Source organism: Streptomyces sp. NPDC001156 (assembly GCF_053598275.1).
Genome location: NZ_JBSFJX010000016.1, coordinates 97,498 through 112,303 on the forward strand (window position 1 = coordinate 97,498; position 14,806 = coordinate 112,303).

Below are 14,806 nucleotides of genomic sequence, written 5' to 3' on the forward strand. Positions count from 1 at the left end.
CCGCGTTCCTCTTACGAGGAGTCCCCGGGCGGCATGGCCTGTTCGGTCCAGATGGTCTTGCCGGTGGGGGTGTAGCGCGTTCCCCAGTGCGCGGTCATCTGGGCGATGATGAACAGGCCCCGGCCTCCTTCGTCGTCGCTCGCGGCGTGGCGCAGGTTGGGGGTGGTGTGGCCGGTGTCGGAGACCTCGCAGATCAGGTTCCGGTCGCGGATCAGCCGTACCTGGATGGGGCCGCCGACGTAGCGGATGGCGTTGGTGACGAGTTCGCTGACGATGAGTTCGGTGGTGAAGACCAGGTCGTCGAGGCCCCAGTCGCTGAGTTGCTTGCTGACGCTGGTGCGCAGGGAGGCCACCGCCGCGGGGTCCGCGGCGGTTTCCCACTGGGCCAGCCTGTCGCGGTCGAGCATGCGTGTGCGGGCCAGGAGCAGCGTGGCGTCCTCGTCCACCGGCCCGGGCAGCAGGGTCGCCACCGCCTGGTCGCACAGGTTCTTCAGGGGCCGGGTGTGGTCGGCGAGGACCTGGGCGAGCCGGGCGAGCCCCTCGTCACGGCTTTCGTTCACCTGCAGAAGGCCGCCCGTGAAGAAGGCCAGGAGACTGCCCGGCGGGAGCTGCACCTCGGTGCTCTCGTAGGGCGGACCGACCACTCCCAGCGGCGGTCCGGGCGGCAGCTGCGGATAGTCGACGACGCGCGCGTGCGGGGCGACGACGGCCAGCAGCGACTCTCCCGCCCGCGCCAGACTGCACTGCCCCGAGACGGGGTCGTAGACCGCGTACACGCATCTCACTCCGAGGGCCTCGTCCGCGTGCGCTCTCGAGTGGCCGGAGGCGTGGCCTGCCTCCCCCTCGTGCTGGGTCTGCTCGACCAGGTCGTCCAGACGGGACAGGAGCTCGTCCGGGGCCAGGTCCAGCCGGGCCAGGACCCGTACGCCCGTGCGCAGCCGGCCCATGGTGGCGGCGGCGCGCAGTCCATGGCCGAGCACGTCCCCGACGACCAGGCCGACCCGGGTACCCGACAGTGGGATGACGTCGAACCAGTCCCCGCCCACCCCGGACCCGCTGTCGGCCGGGAGGTAGCGGCTCGCGGACTCGAGCCCGGTCAGCGGCGGCAGCCGGCGCGGAAGCAGGCTCCGCTGGAGTTTGAGGGCCGCGGTGTGCCCACGGGTGATCACCAGCATCAGCACGAAGCCGATCAGCAGGGAGCCCAGACCCACGATTATCACGCTGCTCGTCGGCCCGATCAGCGGCAGGTCGACGATGGTCGCGCCGTACCGGGGGACCGCGTAGACGTCGAAGGTGCCGTAGAGGAACAGGGAGAGCATCCCGAGCCCGCCAAGTCCTGGCAGCACGCCCTTGAACACCAGGTCCTTGGTGCTGTGGGTGAGGACCTTGCGGTGGTACCAGACACAGGCGAAGCCGGTCAGCCCGTAGTAGAACGTGACCGCGAGGCCGACCGAGTTGACCGACGTGAACAGGATGTTCCGGCTGAACAGGCTCAGCAGGATCAGCACGACGATCGAGAGCGCCCCCATGCCGATGGTCGACCAGGTCGGGGTGAGGAACCTGCGGTGGACCCGGGCGAACTGGGCGGGTACGGCCTTGTGCACCGCCATGGAGAAGACGGTCCGGGCCAGGGGCAGGATGGTGGTCTGCGTGGAAGCCAACGCGGAGGTCAGCACCATCAGGATCAGCAGCCTGGACAGGAACAGCCCCGTGGCGCCGCTGCCGAAGACGGCGCTGCCCAGGACGGAGAGCACATCGCCGACGTTGCCGGGGTTGCCCAGCCCGATGCCCGAACCGTTCACACCGGCGAAGGCCTGCGCCGAGGTGGCCACCAGGCCGTAGGTGACCAGGAGAAACACGGTCGACAGCACCGCGGCGCGCCCCGGGATGCGCGTGCTGTCGGCCGTTTCCTCGTTGACCGACACGGCGGTGTCCCAGCCCCAGTAGACGAAGACCGCGGTGAGGATCCCGGAGGCCAGCGCCCCGACGGAGGGGAGCTCGAAGGGGTTGAACCAGGAAGCGGACACATGCGTCGCCGTCGCGGGCGGGTCGGTGTAGACCCTGACCAGTGCCGTGAGGGCCAGCAGGAAGAGCACCGCGACCTCGGTGCACAGCAGCCAGCGCTGTACGGCGGCCGAGAGTTCGATGCCGATGTAGCAGATCGTGGTCATCACGGTGATCCAGCCGATGCCGGCCACGGTGGTCCACATCCGGTCCGCGGCAAGACCGTCGAAGCCCAGCAGCCGGAAGCTGTAGATACCGGCGATCTCGGCGACGTTCGTCAGGACGAGGATGTCGGCGACGATGATGCCCCAGCCGCCCATCCAGCCGGTGCGCGGTCCGAAGGCTCGGGTCGCCCAGGTGAAGGTGGTCCCGCAGTCGGCGTTGCTCGCGTTGAGCTCCCGGTAGGCGTACGCGATCAGCAGCATCGGGATGAAGGCCAGCATGGTGACGATCGGAGCCTGCAGTCCGACCGCGACCACGATGAGACCCAGTGTGGCGGCGAGGCTGTACGCCGGGGCGGTGGAGGCCAGGCCGATGACGACCGAGGAGAACATCCCCAGGGCGCCGCTCTTGAGCCCCTTGCAGCCGGATCCCGAGCCCGGAGCGGGACGGCCGGAGGAGACGGTACTGCCGAAGAGCCTCACGCCTGATTCCAACTCCGGCCCGCGCCCGTCCGCAACAGCACGGGAAGGCCGGGGAGCCGGCCGCCACCCGACTCCGCGGTGGGCGGCGAACCCTGTGCGCGCGGATTGGGCGTGGCATCCCGGACTCCGGGCAAAGCGAAGGCAGCCCATCCCCGTGCCCGCCCCAGCGGCCCGGGCCCGGCAGGTGCGACCATGCGTTCGGGCATGCGCGGTCCCTCCTACCGTGATTGCTGCCCGCGAACCGGGACGAGTCGGGTGTGCTGGCTTGTCACCCACCCTGCGCCTTGCACCGGAAATCCACAACAAGTGTGCCTTTGTCCTGGTTCGGGCGATCGCGCCCGCTGTCGTTCCGGGCGCGGCGGGCGGACCATACCCAGTAGCAGGCAATGCGGCGCCGCCGGAACGAGCGCCCGCGTTCATGGGGAAAGGGTGATGGTCATGCTCTGGGCATCATGGACGACGACGGGGGTGTTCGCCGGACGGGGAGGCGCCCGTACCGACGAGGCAGGGATCATGACCGGTGACCTGACCGTGCACACCACCTGGGACGGCAGCCAGGTCGATGTGGCGGTGCAGTACAGCGGTGGCTCGCAGTGGTTCACCCTCGCCGGAAGTCCGGTGCCCTGCCTTTCCGAGGAGGCCAGCCGGCATCTGCACCAGGAGGTGGTGGAGGCCGTGCGGGCCGGCGGTGGCGCCACCGTTCCGCAGGAGCACGGTCAGGAGCGGCGGCCCTGAGCGCCGACGGCCGCCGGGCCGGCTTCGGTGCGGCCACGGCAGGTGTGTGATGCCGCGGGAGGGTCCCCCGTGGCGCGCCGGTCACCGCAGTGTTCCGCACACCGCGGATCTGCGGGTCGAGGCCTGGGGCCCCACCCGTGAGGAGTGCCTGGCGCAGGCGGTCCGCGGTATGTGCGAGTCGTTCGTCGACCTGGCGGGAGCCGTGGCTGTCCGCACCCGGGACGTGGTGGTGCGGGCCGGCACCGACGAGGACCTGCTCGTGGCCCTGCTCGAGGAGGTCGTGTACCGACTCGACACCGACGGCGAGATCCCGCTGGACGTGGAACTGACCCCGCTCGGCGACGGTCTGCGCGCCGGCCTGCGCATGGCCGACGCCGAGTCGCTCCCGGTGACGGGCGCGGTCCCGAAGGCCGTCACGCTGCACGAGCTGGACATCGCGGGTGGGCCGCGGGGCTGGACGTGTTCGGTGACGCTCGACGTCTGAGCGGCCCGTGCCCCGGACCGGACCATGTCCCCTCCGCCGGCCCGGAATCCCGCGCAAGCCCGCCCCGACCTGCCTTGCCTGCCCGCGGTCCCGTGGCGCGGCTGCCGACCGGTTTCCCCCGCCATACCATGGACGTCAGAGGACAGGGACGAAGAGAAGCAGCCGCGCGCGGCCCCTCCGCTCCCGCGGCAGGGCCCGCCGGCCGTCACCGGCAGGCGCTCCGCCTGCCCGTCGACTTCTCCTCACCTGGTCGTCGCGGTGTCGCACACCGCCCGCGCCAAGGCGCCGCATTCCATGACATTCCGTGAAGCGCAGGACGCCACCGGCAGACCGGAAGGGAAGATTCATGTCCGTCACCCACCCACCCGACTTCGAGCGCACGATCCATACGGCGAACATCTGGCTCAAATCGGTGTGCGAGGCGCTGGGGACCGAGGACCGCCACCTCGCCCACCGGGTGCTGCGCACCTGGATGCACACACTCCGGGACCGGCTCACCGTGGATGTGGCCGCCCACTTCGCCGCCCAGCTCCCCGAGTTGATGCGAGGGGCCTACTACGACGGCTGGGACCCCAGCATCGTGCCCATCAAGTACGACCGTGAGGGCTATCTGAACCGCTTCTCGCACGAGGCCAAGGTCAGCGCCGAGGAAGTCCCCCGGATCGCCGCCGCGGTCACCGTGGCCGTACGCGACCACGTATCGCCGGGAACCCTGGAGTCGGCGCTGGAGCAGATGCCGCACGACATCCGGGATCTCCTCCTCCAGCCGGCCTCCTGACGGCGCCGGGACCGGGGCGCGGGCAGGCGTTGCCCGGTGCCGGGGCGGCCCCTTCTTCGGACGGTGATCCGGAATGGACATCACGCTGGTGCCCGAGGGCCCGTTCCGGTTCCGCATGGACCGGTGCGACCCGATGCGGGTGCCCGGAGTGGTCTTCGCGACGCGGGAGCTGCTGCCGCAGGCCGCCGGGGACAAGGCGCTGGAGCAGGTGGCGAACGTGGCCACACTGCCCGGCATCGTGCGGGCCTCGTTCGCCATGCCCGATGTGCACTGGGGTTACGGCTTCCCGATCGGCGGCGTGGCCGCCACGGACATCGACGCCGGCGGGGTCGTCTCGCCCGGCGGCGTGGGATTCGACATCTCCTGCGGTGTCCGGCTGCTCGCCGCCGACATCGACCGTGAGCCCCTGGCGCCGAGGATGCGCAGCCTGATGGACATCCTCGGCGACACGGTGCCGCGCGGCACGGGACGCGGCGGGCTGTGGAAGCTGTCGGGCCGGGCGCAGATGGAGAAGCTCCTGGTCGCCGGGGCCGGATACGCGGTCGAACAGGGCCACGGGGTGCCGCGCGACCTGGATCGCTGCGAGGACCGAGGAGCGCTCACCGGAGCCGATCCGTCGCAGGTGGGGCAGCGGGCCGTGGACCGGGGACTCCAACAGGTGGGGAGTCTGGGCTCGGGCAACCACTTCCTGGAGGTCCAGGCGGTGGACCGGGTGTACGACGTCCCGACCGCGGACGCCTTCGGGCTGCACGACGGCCAGGTCTGCGTCATGATCCACTGCGGCTCGCGCGGTCTCGGCCACCAGGTGTGCAGCGACCACGTCCGCGTCATGGACCAGTCCCTGCGCGCGTTCGGCCTCAGTCTCCCGGACCGGCAGCTGGCCTGCGCACCCGTCGTCTCGGCACCGGGCCGCGCCTATCTGGGGGCGATGGCGGCCGCAGCCAACTACGGCAGGGCCAACAGGCAGTTGCTGACCCAGGCCGCGCGCCGGGCCTTCGCCACCGTCGCGCAGGCGGGGCTCGACCTCGTCTACGACGTCTCCCACAACACCGCCAAGCTCGAGACCCACGACGTGGACGGCGTACCCCGCCGGCTGTGCGTCCACCGCAAGGGCGCCACCCTCGCCCTTCCGCCCGGTCACCCCGATCTGCCCGAGGACCTCGCCGCCTTCGGGCACCCTGTGCTCGTTCCCGGCACGATGGGCACGGCCTCCTACGTCCTGGTCGGCGCCGCCGACAACGACGCGTTCGCGTCCGCCGCCCACGGCGCCGGGCGGGTGTGGAGCCGCCACCAGGCGCTGCGCCGGGTTCGCGGCGAGGAGCTGCGCGACGAACTGGAGGCACAGGGCGTCTCCGTCAGGCCGTCCTCGTGGCGCGGGCTCGCCGAAGAGGCTCCCGACGCGTACAAGGACGTCGACGCGGTCGTCCGTGCCGCGGAAGGGGCAGGCCTGGCGCGGCGGGTCGCCCGCCTGGTGCCGCTCGGTGTCGTCAAGGGATAGCGCCCGCTCTCCGGGTCCGCGACGCAGGCCCGGCTCCCCGGAAGCCGGCCGCTCCTCAGGCGGGGGGCGGTCCGCCGATCGCCGGCCCCGTCTTCAGGCCGGCCCCGCACAGCGGTACCGCCGCACTGCGGTCGCCCAGCACCCCCTCCCGCACCGCCGCCCAGCACACCACCCCTGTCGACTCCACATAGAGTCCCCGGGTGGCAAGGTCCGCCTGGGCGTGCCGGATCTGATCCTCGGTCACGGTGAGGAACCGTCCGCCCGAGTCGCGGACCGCGCGCAGGATCTGCCGGGCCCGCGGCGGCCGGGGGATCGCGATGCCCTCGGCGAACGTGGGAGCCGTGGGTGTGGCGTCCGTCAGGTCGTCGGCACCCTCCTCCCACGCGTGCGCCAGCGGCGCGACCGCGGCCGCCTGTACGGCGTACAGCGCAGGCCGGCGCCCGATCAGGCCCGCCCCGTACAGCTCGGCGACGGCCAGGGCCGCGCCCAGCAGCAGGGTGCCGTTGCCGACGGGCAGGACGAGTACGTCCGGGAGCCGTCCGTCGAGGTCCTCCCACAGTTCGTGGACGTAGGTCTTGGTGCCGTGAAGGAAGTACGGATTGAAGACGTGCGACGCGTAGAACGTCTCCGGTTCGTCCGCCGCCTCGCGTGCCGCCTGCGCCGCGGCCTCACGGTCGCCGTCGACCACATGCACCCGCGCCCCGTGCGCCCCGATCTGCTCCAGCTTCTTGGGTGAGGTGGCCGCGGGGACGTACACCGTGCAGGGCAGTGCGGCCCGGGCACAGTACGCGGCGATCGACGTGCCCGCGTTGCCGCTGCTGTCCGCGACCACCCGCCCCGGCCGCAGCCGCAGGGCCAGCTCGGCCAGCAGCACCGCGCCCCGGTCCTTGAAGGACAGCGTCGGCATGAGGAAGTCGAGCTTGGCGGAGACCCCGTCCGTCAGCTCCACCAGCGGAGTACGGCCCTCTCCCAGGCTGATCGAGGGGGTGGACAGCGGCAGCGTCTCCGCGTACCGCCACAGCGAGTTCACCCGTCCGCCGAGGGATTTGAGCGGAGCGGGGGTCGGCGCGAAGTCCAGGTCGAGCGGACCGCGACAGACGGGGCAGCACCAGGCGAGCGACTCTGCGGCGACGCGCGTGCCGTCCACCGGGCAGTAACGGTCCGGCAAAGGTGTCATACCTGCAGGGTAGGTGCCCTTCCGGTCGGCATCCGCCGTGACCCGTGCATGACGCCCGTGTGGCGCTGCGCCCTCGAGCCCTCAGCCCTCGGGTGCCGCACGACCGCGCTCGTGCGGCGCACACCGTGCGTTCCGCCGCGGCCTCCTCCGCCCCTACGATGCGCGTCGTACATCAGTTCTGCGCACTCCGGACGAGGAGCACGGTCCCGTGTCCATACCCCCGCCCCGTGAGCCCCAGCAGCCCGGGGGCCCCTACCCGCAGGGTCCCCATCAGCAGCCGTACGGGGGCGGGCTCCCGTATCAGCCCTGGGGGCAGGGCTACAGCCCGTACAACCGTCCGGCGCCGATCAACGCGCTCGCGGTCACGGCGCTCGTGCTCGGCATCCTGTGCTGCCTGCCCGGCGTCGGGCTGCTTCTCGGGCTGATCGCGCTGTCGCAGATCAAGCGGCGCGGTGAGCGCGGCCGGGGGCTCGCGATCGGCGGCATCGTGATGTCCTCGATCGGGCTCGTCCTCGTCGTCCTCGCCTTCGCGACGGGCGGGGTGCACGACTTCTGGGACGGCTTCAAGGACGGGGTGCGCAACGCGCCCGGCAACGGTGTGACCTTCTCCGTGAAGAAGGGCGAGTGCTTCGACGCGCCGGGCGGTTCCCTGGAGGGCGAGGCCTACGACGTCGACAAGGTGCCCTGCTCCGGTGAGCACCAGGCCGAGGTCTTCGCGAACTTCATGCTGCCGGAGAGTGGTTACCCCGGCGACTCCGCGGTCGGCAGGAAGGCCGACTCCCGGTGCTACGCGCTCCAGGACACGTACGCCATGGACGTCTGGGCGATCCCGGACGACGTCGACGTGTACTACTTCACGCCCACCCGTGAGAGCTGGGCCTTCGGCGACCGCGAGGTCACCTGCATGTTCGGCAACACCGACGAGCACGCCACCCTCACCGGCAGCCTGCGCCGCGACGCCTCCACCCTCACTGGCGACCAGATGGCCTATCTGCGTGCCGACCGCGTCCTGTACGCGGCTCTGGACACCGCTCCCGACGCCGAGTATGTCGAGGACGACCTGCCGGGCCACAAGCAGTGGGCGGCCCGGGTGGCCGCGGCGCTGTCCGACCAGACCGGTCGGCTGCGCGCCCGCACCTGGCAGGACGGTGCGGTGCGGCCCGTCGCCGGCCAGGCCGACGCCCTGGATCGGGCCCGTGAGGAATGGCGGAAGGCCGCGGCGGCGTCCGACGCCGACACCTTCTACGTCCACTACGACCGGGGCAGCGCACTGATCGAGGGCCGGGCGGCAGTGACCGCCCGCAAGGCTCTGGGCCTCGCCGTGACTCCGCCGTCGCACGGCGCGGACGGTGGCGGCAGCGGGGGCGGAGGCACGGACAGCGGAAAGCAGGTGTGACGGCGGCCAGAGCGGGGAGAAAGTGCCTGCGTAGCGTCCTCGGCCGAGCCGGGTAATCACATCGGGTGATTCTCTGGCCCGCGCTTGCATAGAACAACCCACGGTTGCCAGGCTGTTGCTGTCTGTACAAACTGATGGGAGCGGCCAGTGACTTTCGGTGAGCAGCCGGCGTATCTGCGTGTCGCGGGTGATCTCCGCAAGAAGATCGTCGATGGTCTGCTCCCACCCCACACCCGCCTGCCCTCGCAGGCCCGGATCCGCGAGGAGTACGGGGTCTCGGACACGGTCGCCCTCGAGGCGCGCAAGGTACTGATGGCCGAAGGTCTGGTGGAGGGTCGCTCCGGTTCGGGCACCTATGTCAGGGAGCGGCCGGTGCCGCGCCGCGTGGCGCGGTCCGGGTTCCGGCCGCAGAGCGGTGCCACCCCGTTCCGCCAGGAGCAGGCGGAGGCCTCCGCGCGCGGCACCTGGGACTCGCGCAGCGAGCAGACGGAGGCGAGCGACGTCATCGCGGAGCGGCTCGCCATTGCGCCGGGCGACCGCGTGATGTGCACAAAGTACGTGTTCCGGGACGGGGGTGACGCGATGATGCTCTCCACCTCGTGGGAGCCGCTCACCCTGACGGGCCGCACCCCCGTCATGCTCCCCGAGGAAGGACCGCTCGGGGGCATGGGTGTCGTCGAGCGCATGGCGGCCATCGACGTGATCGTGGACAACGTCATCGAGGAGGTCGGCGCCCGCCCCGGCCTCGCGGAGGAGCTGCTCGCCCTGGGCGGAGTCCCCGGGCACGTCGTGGTGGTCATCCAGCGCACCTACTACGCGTCGGGCCGCCCGGTGGAAACGGCGGACGTGGTGGTGCCGGCGGACCGCTACCGGGTGGCGTACCACCTGCCGGTGAAGTAGCGGGACGGCGCCCGCCCGCTCTCCCTCTGGACTCCTGTCCGCCGCGGCGCATCCGCCGGGCCCTCAGCTTCCCCTTCCCTGCGCCGAGTCGGTCCGCGCCGCCCCTCAACGGGCGTGGCCTGGGCAGCGGTTGCAATCCAGTCTCTCTCCGGCGCTTTACCTGGAGCCCGCACGCCGTTTCGGGCGTACCGGGGGCGTGCTGGGCGGCGCATTCGGCGGCGCGCGCCCCATCCGACATGGCTGGTTGCGTACCTCTTTGTGAAAAGCCGTGTTCGCTGCGTAAAGGTAAGGCGTAGGCTCGGGCATATGCGCAGTGCGGTTTCCTTGGTGGGCGGGGCACGGCGAGAGCCGGGGACGGGAAGTGGAGGGGCGCGATGAACGACGGCACGGTCACTCTCCCCTGGCTCGTCATACGGCAGGACGACAACGGCAACCGCTACCGCGTGGGCAGGTACGCGACCCGGGCCGAGGCGCAGAAGATCGTGGACAGCCTCGACGCCCGCGGGCACAAGCAGCTCTACTGGGTCGAGCGCATCGGGCAGAAGGGGGGCAAGTGAGGGCGCCGGCCGCAGATGTGTGATCGGTCGCGCGCTCCCGTAGGCTCCGGCGCATGACGCAACCCCTCGTGGTGGTGGGAGCCGCCCTGGTCGACGGCGGCCGCCTTCTCGCCGCCCGCCGCAGCGCGCCCGCCGAGCTCGCCGGACGCTGGGAGCTGCCCGGTGGCAAGGTCGAGCCCGGAGAGACCCCCGAGCAGGCCCTGATCCGCGAGCTGCGCGAGGAACTCGGCGTCACGGCGGAGCCCGTCGAGCACGTACCGGGGGAGTGGCCCCTGAAACCGGGATACGTCCTGCGGGTCTGGACCGCCCGCCTTCTGGCCGGTGCGCCGGAGCCCCTGGAGGACCACGACGAGCTGCGCTGGCTGACGCCGGACGAGGTCTGGGACGTGGACTGGCTCGACCAGGACGTGGCGGCGGTCAAGGCGGTGCTGACCGTTTGGAAGCGGTACTGACTCCTTTGGGCTCGGCCGGGGCGCGGCGGCGGCCCTGTGGCCTATGCATGAAGTCGGTAAAGCCTGTGGCGTTGCCGTGAGAGGGCTCCCGCGGCCGGCAGGCCTGAATTCGCGCTTTTGGCCTGCGTGAGGGCGCGATCGGAGCCCCGGAGCCGCCGGATGCGGGGCAGCTATGGGCCTGGGGTCTGGCGGGCCTGTGGTGCTCCAGGGGCCGGCGCCCCATACGCCGTTCGTGCCACAGTGCGCCCCGGTGCGCGGTAAGGCGCTCGTGATATCGGGTATGTGCCAATTAACCCGCCGAAACCGGACAGGGATGGGAATTTGGGCCTGGGAAGTGGTCGGCGTGCTCGACACTCATGGCGAAAGCGCCGAGTGGACTTTTCCCGCTGACCCCGGTGCGGTACGGACCGCTCGCGCCGTAGTCCGGGGGCAGCTGCGCACCTGGGGGCTCGACGTGCTGGGGGACGTGACCGCGTTGCTGGTCAGTGAGCTGGTCACCAATGCGCTGCGGCACGCCAAGGGCCCCATCGGTGTGCGGCTGGCCCGTACCGACGAAGGCGACCCCGCTCTGCTCGTCGAGGTGTCCGACCCACTGCCCGAGCCGCCCCACAAGCGCGCCGCCGGCCATGAGGACGAGGACGGCCGCGGACTTCAGTTGGTCGCGCACTCCTCGCGCCGCTGGGGCACCCGGCCGGCCGACCCCGGCAAGACGGTCTGGTTCGAACTCGCGCTGCCCGGCTGACCGCGAGCCCTCGGGCGGAGCCCTCGGCGGAGCCCCGAGAGAGGGGTGGCGGGCGCCCCGGGGCATGGACCGATGGAATCCGGCCACGGCAGAAGTCCGAAGTCTTTGATTCGAGGGGGCACCACCTGGTTAGAAGACTGGGAGTATTGCCGGGCCGGTCCAAAAACCATCGGGACCGGGCTGTGATCGTGAACACCGTGTTGTGCGGCACCGTAGTGCTGGATACTGCGGGCAGCCGCCCCCGGTGACCGGTGCCGGACGCGGTGAGCTGGAGGGGACGGTTCGCGTGAGCGAGATACCAGCGAGGGCCACGGAGTCCGACGACCCGTCGGGCGGCACCGGGGAGGGGGCCGCGGTCGATTCCGCTTTGGCCGCCGAGAGCCGCGACACGACGAGCGGGGCGATGTGGCAGAGCAGCCCGCCCGGGTCCATCTACGACTACATCAAGGTCGCCTCGTTCTCCATCGGCCCTGACGGGCTCGTCGAGCAGTGGAGCCTGCGGGCCGAGCACCTCTTCGGCATCCCCGCCGAGCGAGTCGTCGGCATGGACCCCATCGAGGCGTTCATCAGCCCTCCGTTGCGCGAGCGCGGCCAGCGCAAGATGGCGGAGATCCTCGACGGCCGCGAGTGGACCGGGGTCGTCCCCTTCCGGATGCCCGGCGGCCAGGGGACCGAGGGGCTCGCCGAGGTCTATGTGATGCCCACCACGACGCAGGAAGGCGAGCGCGGCGCCGTGTGCATCATCGTCGACGTCCGCACCCTCCGCAGCATCGAGACGGACCTCGCCGCCTCGCAGGCGATTTTCGGTCAATCTCCTTTCGGTTTCGTGTTCATCGACTCCGACCTGCGGGTACGCCGCGCCAACGAGCGGTTCGCGTCCACGTTCGGCGGCACTCCGAACGACCACCGCGGCCACTCGGTCCACGACTATCTGCAGTCGCCCGAGGCCGAACGCGTCTTCGCGACGCTGCAGCGCGTCCTGGAGACCGGCGAGTCGATCACCGACATGCACATCACGGGCTTCATCCCGGGCTCCGACGAGCGCAAGCACTGGTCCGTCAACCTCTACCGCGTGCACAGCGGCAGCGGCCGTCCTATCGGCATCGCCTGGCTCGGAACCGACATCACCTCCCGCCGTGCCGCGGCCCGCGAGGCCGCCGCCGCCCGCCGCAACCTCGCCCTGCTGAACGAGGCGGGCGCCCGCATCGGCAACTCCCTCGACCTGGAGACCACCGCGCGCGAACTCCTCGACGTGGTCGTCCCCGGCTTCTGCGATCTCGCCACCGTCGACCTCTACCAGGGGCTCCTGGTCGGCGACGAGACCCCGCCGGGATTGGCCGACGGCAGCGCCGAGTTGCGCCGCGTGGCGTTCGCCAGCGCCGTCTCGGACGCGCCCTTCGTCGGCGGACCCGAACCCGTGGACGTCGGCGCCGTACACCACTACGCCTTCAACTCGCCCTGCGCGGATGCCCTGCGCACCGCCCGCCCCCGGCACATCCCCGCCGACGACGGCGGCCTGATCCAGTCCACGCTCGCCGTCCCGATGGTCGCCCACGACACCGTGGTCGGGCTCGCCCAGTTCTCCCGTACCAAGGGCAGCGAGCCGTTCGGCGAGCGCGACCGCGCCCTCGCCGTGGAGCTGGCCGCGCGCGCCGCGGTCTGCATCGACAACGCGCGCCTGTACCGCCGCGAACACGAACGCGCGCTGATACTGCAGAGGTCGCTGCTGCCGCCGGGCGACCCGGAGGCCTCCGGTCTCGACATCGCGTGCCGCTATCTGCCGGGCAACGCGGCCACGGGGCGGCCGAGCGAGGTCGGCGGCGACTGGTTCGACGTCATCGAACTCCCCGGCCACCGCACGGCGCTGGTCGTCGGCGATGTCATGGGCCGGGGACTGCGCGCCGCCGTCGCCATGGGCGAACTCCGCACCGCCGTGAGGACCTTGGCGCAGCTGGACCTCGAACCGGCCGAGGTCCTCGCCCAGCTGGACGAGATCGCTCGTGGTCTCGGTGCCCCCGGAGGCGTCCAGCAGGCCACCCGCGCGGCCCGCAGGCCCCGGGAGGCGGACCTGTCCGAGGTCTACCTCGCGACCTGTGTGTACGCGGTCTACGACTCGGTCACACGACGCTGCACCTTCGCCAACGCGGGCCATCTGCCGCCGGTGCTCGTCGAGCCGGGTGAGCCCGCGCTGATGCTGGACGTCCCGCCCGGGATGCCGCTGGGGGTGGGCGGCGAGCCGTTCGAGGAGGTGGAGGTCGAACTGCCGGAGGGGGCGCTCCTCGCGCTCTACACGGACGGCCTGGTCGAATCCCGCGACCATCCGCTGGACGAGGGGTTGCAGGCGTTCGTGGGCGCGCTCACCGACCCCACGCAGCCGCTGGAGGACGTCTGCGACCAGATCCTCAACACCCTCAACACCCATCACGGCGAGGACGACATCGCGTTGCTGATGGCACGTGTACAGGGGCTGCCGGCCGAGTCCGTCGGCGACTGGACGCTGCCGCGCGAGCCGCGCAGTGTGGGGCGGGCCCGGGAGTACGCACGCGGCCAGCTGCTCGCATGGGACCTTGAGCCGCTGGTGGACACGACCGAGCTGCTGGTCAGCGAGCTGGTCACGAACGCCCTGCGGTACGGCGAGGGCGAGATCAGACTGCGGCTGCTGCTCGACCGGACGCTGGTGTGCGAGGTGTGGGACTCGGGCCTGGTCCAGCCGCGCCGCCGCCGCGCCCGGGACACCGACGAGGGGGGCCGCGGGCTGCAGCTGGTCGGCCTGCTCTCCGCGGCCTGGGGCTCCCGCCGCACGCCGCGCGGCAAGACGGTGTGGTTCGAACTCCCGCTGCCCGACGGCGAGAACGGACTCACGGACCCCGCGGAGGCGTTGCTGAGCCTGTTCTGAGGGGGTCCGTCGCGGCGCGCGGTACCAGTCCGGTCGTGGGAGGGCACGTCACCTCTCCCGCGCCGCCGTTGCGGTACGGGGTCTCGGCAACTGCTGCGGGGACGGGTGCCCCAGGAGCGATCGCCGAACAGGTACGTGGACCCGACCACGACGGGCATGCCGACGTCGTACGCCGTGCAGTCGATACGCGTCGGGCCGAGGGCGACCAGTTGCTCGCCACTGAGGGAGCGGGCCTCGTTCGCGGTCCAGTACCGTTCCTAGTCAGTGAGCAGGAGTGGGTCTTGTACCCAGTCCTGGTCAACTGGCGCATCCCGAACGGTGGTGGATGCACTGGTCTCCCGCGTTCGCGCCGCGTCCGGTCCCGGTGGATCGTGTCCGTGGTCCAAGGATGCGGGGGCGGGTTCCCTCACGCCCTGGGGTGCCGTGTCCGGCCTGGGCGGTCCGATGCCCCACACGATCGCTCTGGTCGTGTGGGGGCGGTGCCGTCCGTCGCCGGATGCGGTGCCCGAGGGCGCGCCTGCCGATCGCGATGCTCGCGGCATC

12 protein-coding genes and 1 pseudogene are annotated in these 14,806 nt (G+C 71.5%); 10 read left to right on the plus strand and 3 right to left on the minus strand.

Going from position 1 to position 14,806, the window contains the following annotated elements; all coding sequences use genetic code 11:
• Positions 1 to 11: 11 nt before the first annotated feature.
• The gene (locus tag ACWDA7_RS11605) at positions 12 to 2,648 is read right to left on the minus strand and encodes a SpoIIE family protein phosphatase (RefSeq protein ID WP_450603926.1); all 2,637 of its coding nucleotides are present in this window, start codon (positions 2,646 to 2,648) and stop codon (positions 12 to 14) included.
• A 438-nt stretch (positions 2,649 to 3,086) separates the two neighbouring features.
• Here ACWDA7_RS11605 and ACWDA7_RS11610 point away from each other — a divergent pair, with 438 nt between their 5' ends.
• The 4 genes from ACWDA7_RS11610 to ACWDA7_RS11625 all read left to right on the plus strand — a co-directional run bounded on the left by ACWDA7_RS11610 (position 3,087) and on the right by ACWDA7_RS11625 (position 6,143).
• Entirely contained in the window at positions 3,087 to 3,383 is a 297-nt protein-coding gene (locus ACWDA7_RS11610; protein WP_450603927.1) for a hypothetical protein, read from the plus strand.
• Positions 3,384 to 3,432: 49 nt separating this feature from the next.
• Entirely contained in the window at positions 3,433 to 3,867 is a 435-nt protein-coding gene (locus ACWDA7_RS11615) for an archease (RefSeq protein WP_450603928.1), read from the plus strand.
• A gap of 346 nt (positions 3,868 to 4,213) precedes the next feature.
• Entirely contained in the window at positions 4,214 to 4,645 is a 432-nt protein-coding gene (locus ACWDA7_RS11620) for a DUF2267 domain-containing protein (RefSeq protein ID WP_450603929.1), read from the plus strand.
• A 73-nt stretch (positions 4,646 to 4,718) separates the two neighbouring features.
• Positions 4,719 to 6,143 carry an RtcB family protein gene (locus ACWDA7_RS11625; RefSeq protein ID WP_450603930.1) on the plus strand — a complete coding sequence of 475 codons (1,425 nt, stop codon included), beginning with the start codon at positions 4,719 to 4,721 and terminating at the stop codon, positions 6,141 to 6,143.
• Positions 6,144 to 6,198: 55 nt separating this feature from the next.
• On the opposite strand, the gene ACWDA7_RS11630 is transcribed toward ACWDA7_RS11625, so the two are convergent.
• A complete protein-coding gene (locus tag ACWDA7_RS11630; RefSeq protein ID WP_450603931.1) occupies positions 6,199 to 7,320 on the minus strand; it encodes a pyridoxal-phosphate dependent enzyme in 1,122 nt (373 codons plus the stop codon).
• A gap of 208 nt (positions 7,321 to 7,528) precedes the next feature.
• Between ACWDA7_RS11630 and ACWDA7_RS11635 the strand changes: the two genes are divergently transcribed.
• The 6 genes from ACWDA7_RS11635 to ACWDA7_RS11660 all read left to right on the plus strand — a co-directional run bounded on the left by ACWDA7_RS11635 (position 7,529) and on the right by ACWDA7_RS11660 (position 14,263).
• Complete coding sequence (locus tag ACWDA7_RS11635; protein ID WP_450603932.1) at positions 7,529 to 8,716, plus strand: DUF4190 domain-containing protein; 1,188 nt, start codon at positions 7,529 to 7,531, stop codon at positions 8,714 to 8,716.
• Positions 8,717 to 8,863: 147 nt separating this feature from the next.
• A complete protein-coding gene (locus ACWDA7_RS11640) occupies positions 8,864 to 9,616 on the plus strand; it encodes a GntR family transcriptional regulator (RefSeq protein WP_450603933.1) in 753 nt (250 codons plus the stop codon).
• 374 nt (positions 9,617 to 9,990) lie between these two features.
• Positions 9,991 to 10,173: an SPOR domain-containing protein gene (locus ACWDA7_RS11645; protein WP_359392085.1), complete on the plus strand. Its 183-nt coding sequence runs from the start codon at positions 9,991 to 9,993 to the stop codon at positions 10,171 to 10,173.
• 53 nt (positions 10,174 to 10,226) lie between these two features.
• A complete protein-coding gene (locus tag ACWDA7_RS11650) occupies positions 10,227 to 10,625 on the plus strand; it encodes a (deoxy)nucleoside triphosphate pyrophosphohydrolase (RefSeq protein WP_450603934.1) in 399 nt (132 codons plus the stop codon).
• 313 nt (positions 10,626 to 10,938) lie between these two features.
• Positions 10,939 to 11,367 carry an ATP-binding protein gene (locus ACWDA7_RS11655; RefSeq protein ID WP_450603935.1) on the plus strand — a complete coding sequence of 143 codons (429 nt, stop codon included), beginning with the start codon at positions 10,939 to 10,941 and terminating at the stop codon, positions 11,365 to 11,367.
• Between the two features lie 286 nt (positions 11,368 to 11,653).
• The gene (locus ACWDA7_RS11660) at positions 11,654 to 14,263 is read left to right on the plus strand and encodes a SpoIIE family protein phosphatase (RefSeq protein WP_450603936.1); all 2,610 of its coding nucleotides are present in this window, start codon (positions 11,654 to 11,656) and stop codon (positions 14,261 to 14,263) included.
• A gap of 257 nt (positions 14,264 to 14,520) precedes the next feature.
• On the opposite strand, the pseudogene ACWDA7_RS11665 reads toward ACWDA7_RS11660, so the two are convergent.
• Positions 14,521 to 14,806, minus strand: a pseudogene (locus tag ACWDA7_RS11665) (IS200/IS605 family accessory protein TnpB-related protein); the annotation flags it as partial.

Excerpts from the sequence above, each read along its gene's own strand:
- ACWDA7_RS11610 (WP_450603927.1), top strand. The coding sequence starts at position 3,087 with ATGCTCTGGGCATCATGGACGACGACGGGGGTGTTCGCCGGACGGGGA.
- ACWDA7_RS11615 (WP_450603928.1), top strand. The coding sequence starts at position 3,433 with ATGCCGCGGGAGGGTCCCCCGTGGCGCGCCGGTCACCGCAGTGTTCCG.
- ACWDA7_RS11620 (WP_450603929.1), top strand. The coding sequence starts at position 4,214 with ATGTCCGTCACCCACCCACCCGACTTCGAGCGCACGATCCATACGGCG.
- ACWDA7_RS11625 (WP_450603930.1), top strand. The coding sequence starts at position 4,719 with ATGGACATCACGCTGGTGCCCGAGGGCCCGTTCCGGTTCCGCATGGAC.
- ACWDA7_RS11630 (WP_450603931.1), bottom strand. The coding sequence starts at position 7,320 with ATGACACCTTTGCCGGACCGTTACTGCCCGGTGGACGGCACGCGCGTC.
- ACWDA7_RS11645 (WP_359392085.1), top strand. The coding sequence starts at position 9,991 with ATGAACGACGGCACGGTCACTCTCCCCTGGCTCGTCATACGGCAGGAC.
- ACWDA7_RS11650 (WP_450603934.1), top strand. The coding sequence starts at position 10,227 with ATGACGCAACCCCTCGTGGTGGTGGGAGCCGCCCTGGTCGACGGCGGC.
- ACWDA7_RS11655 (WP_450603935.1), top strand. The coding sequence starts at position 10,939 with ATGGGAATTTGGGCCTGGGAAGTGGTCGGCGTGCTCGACACTCATGGC.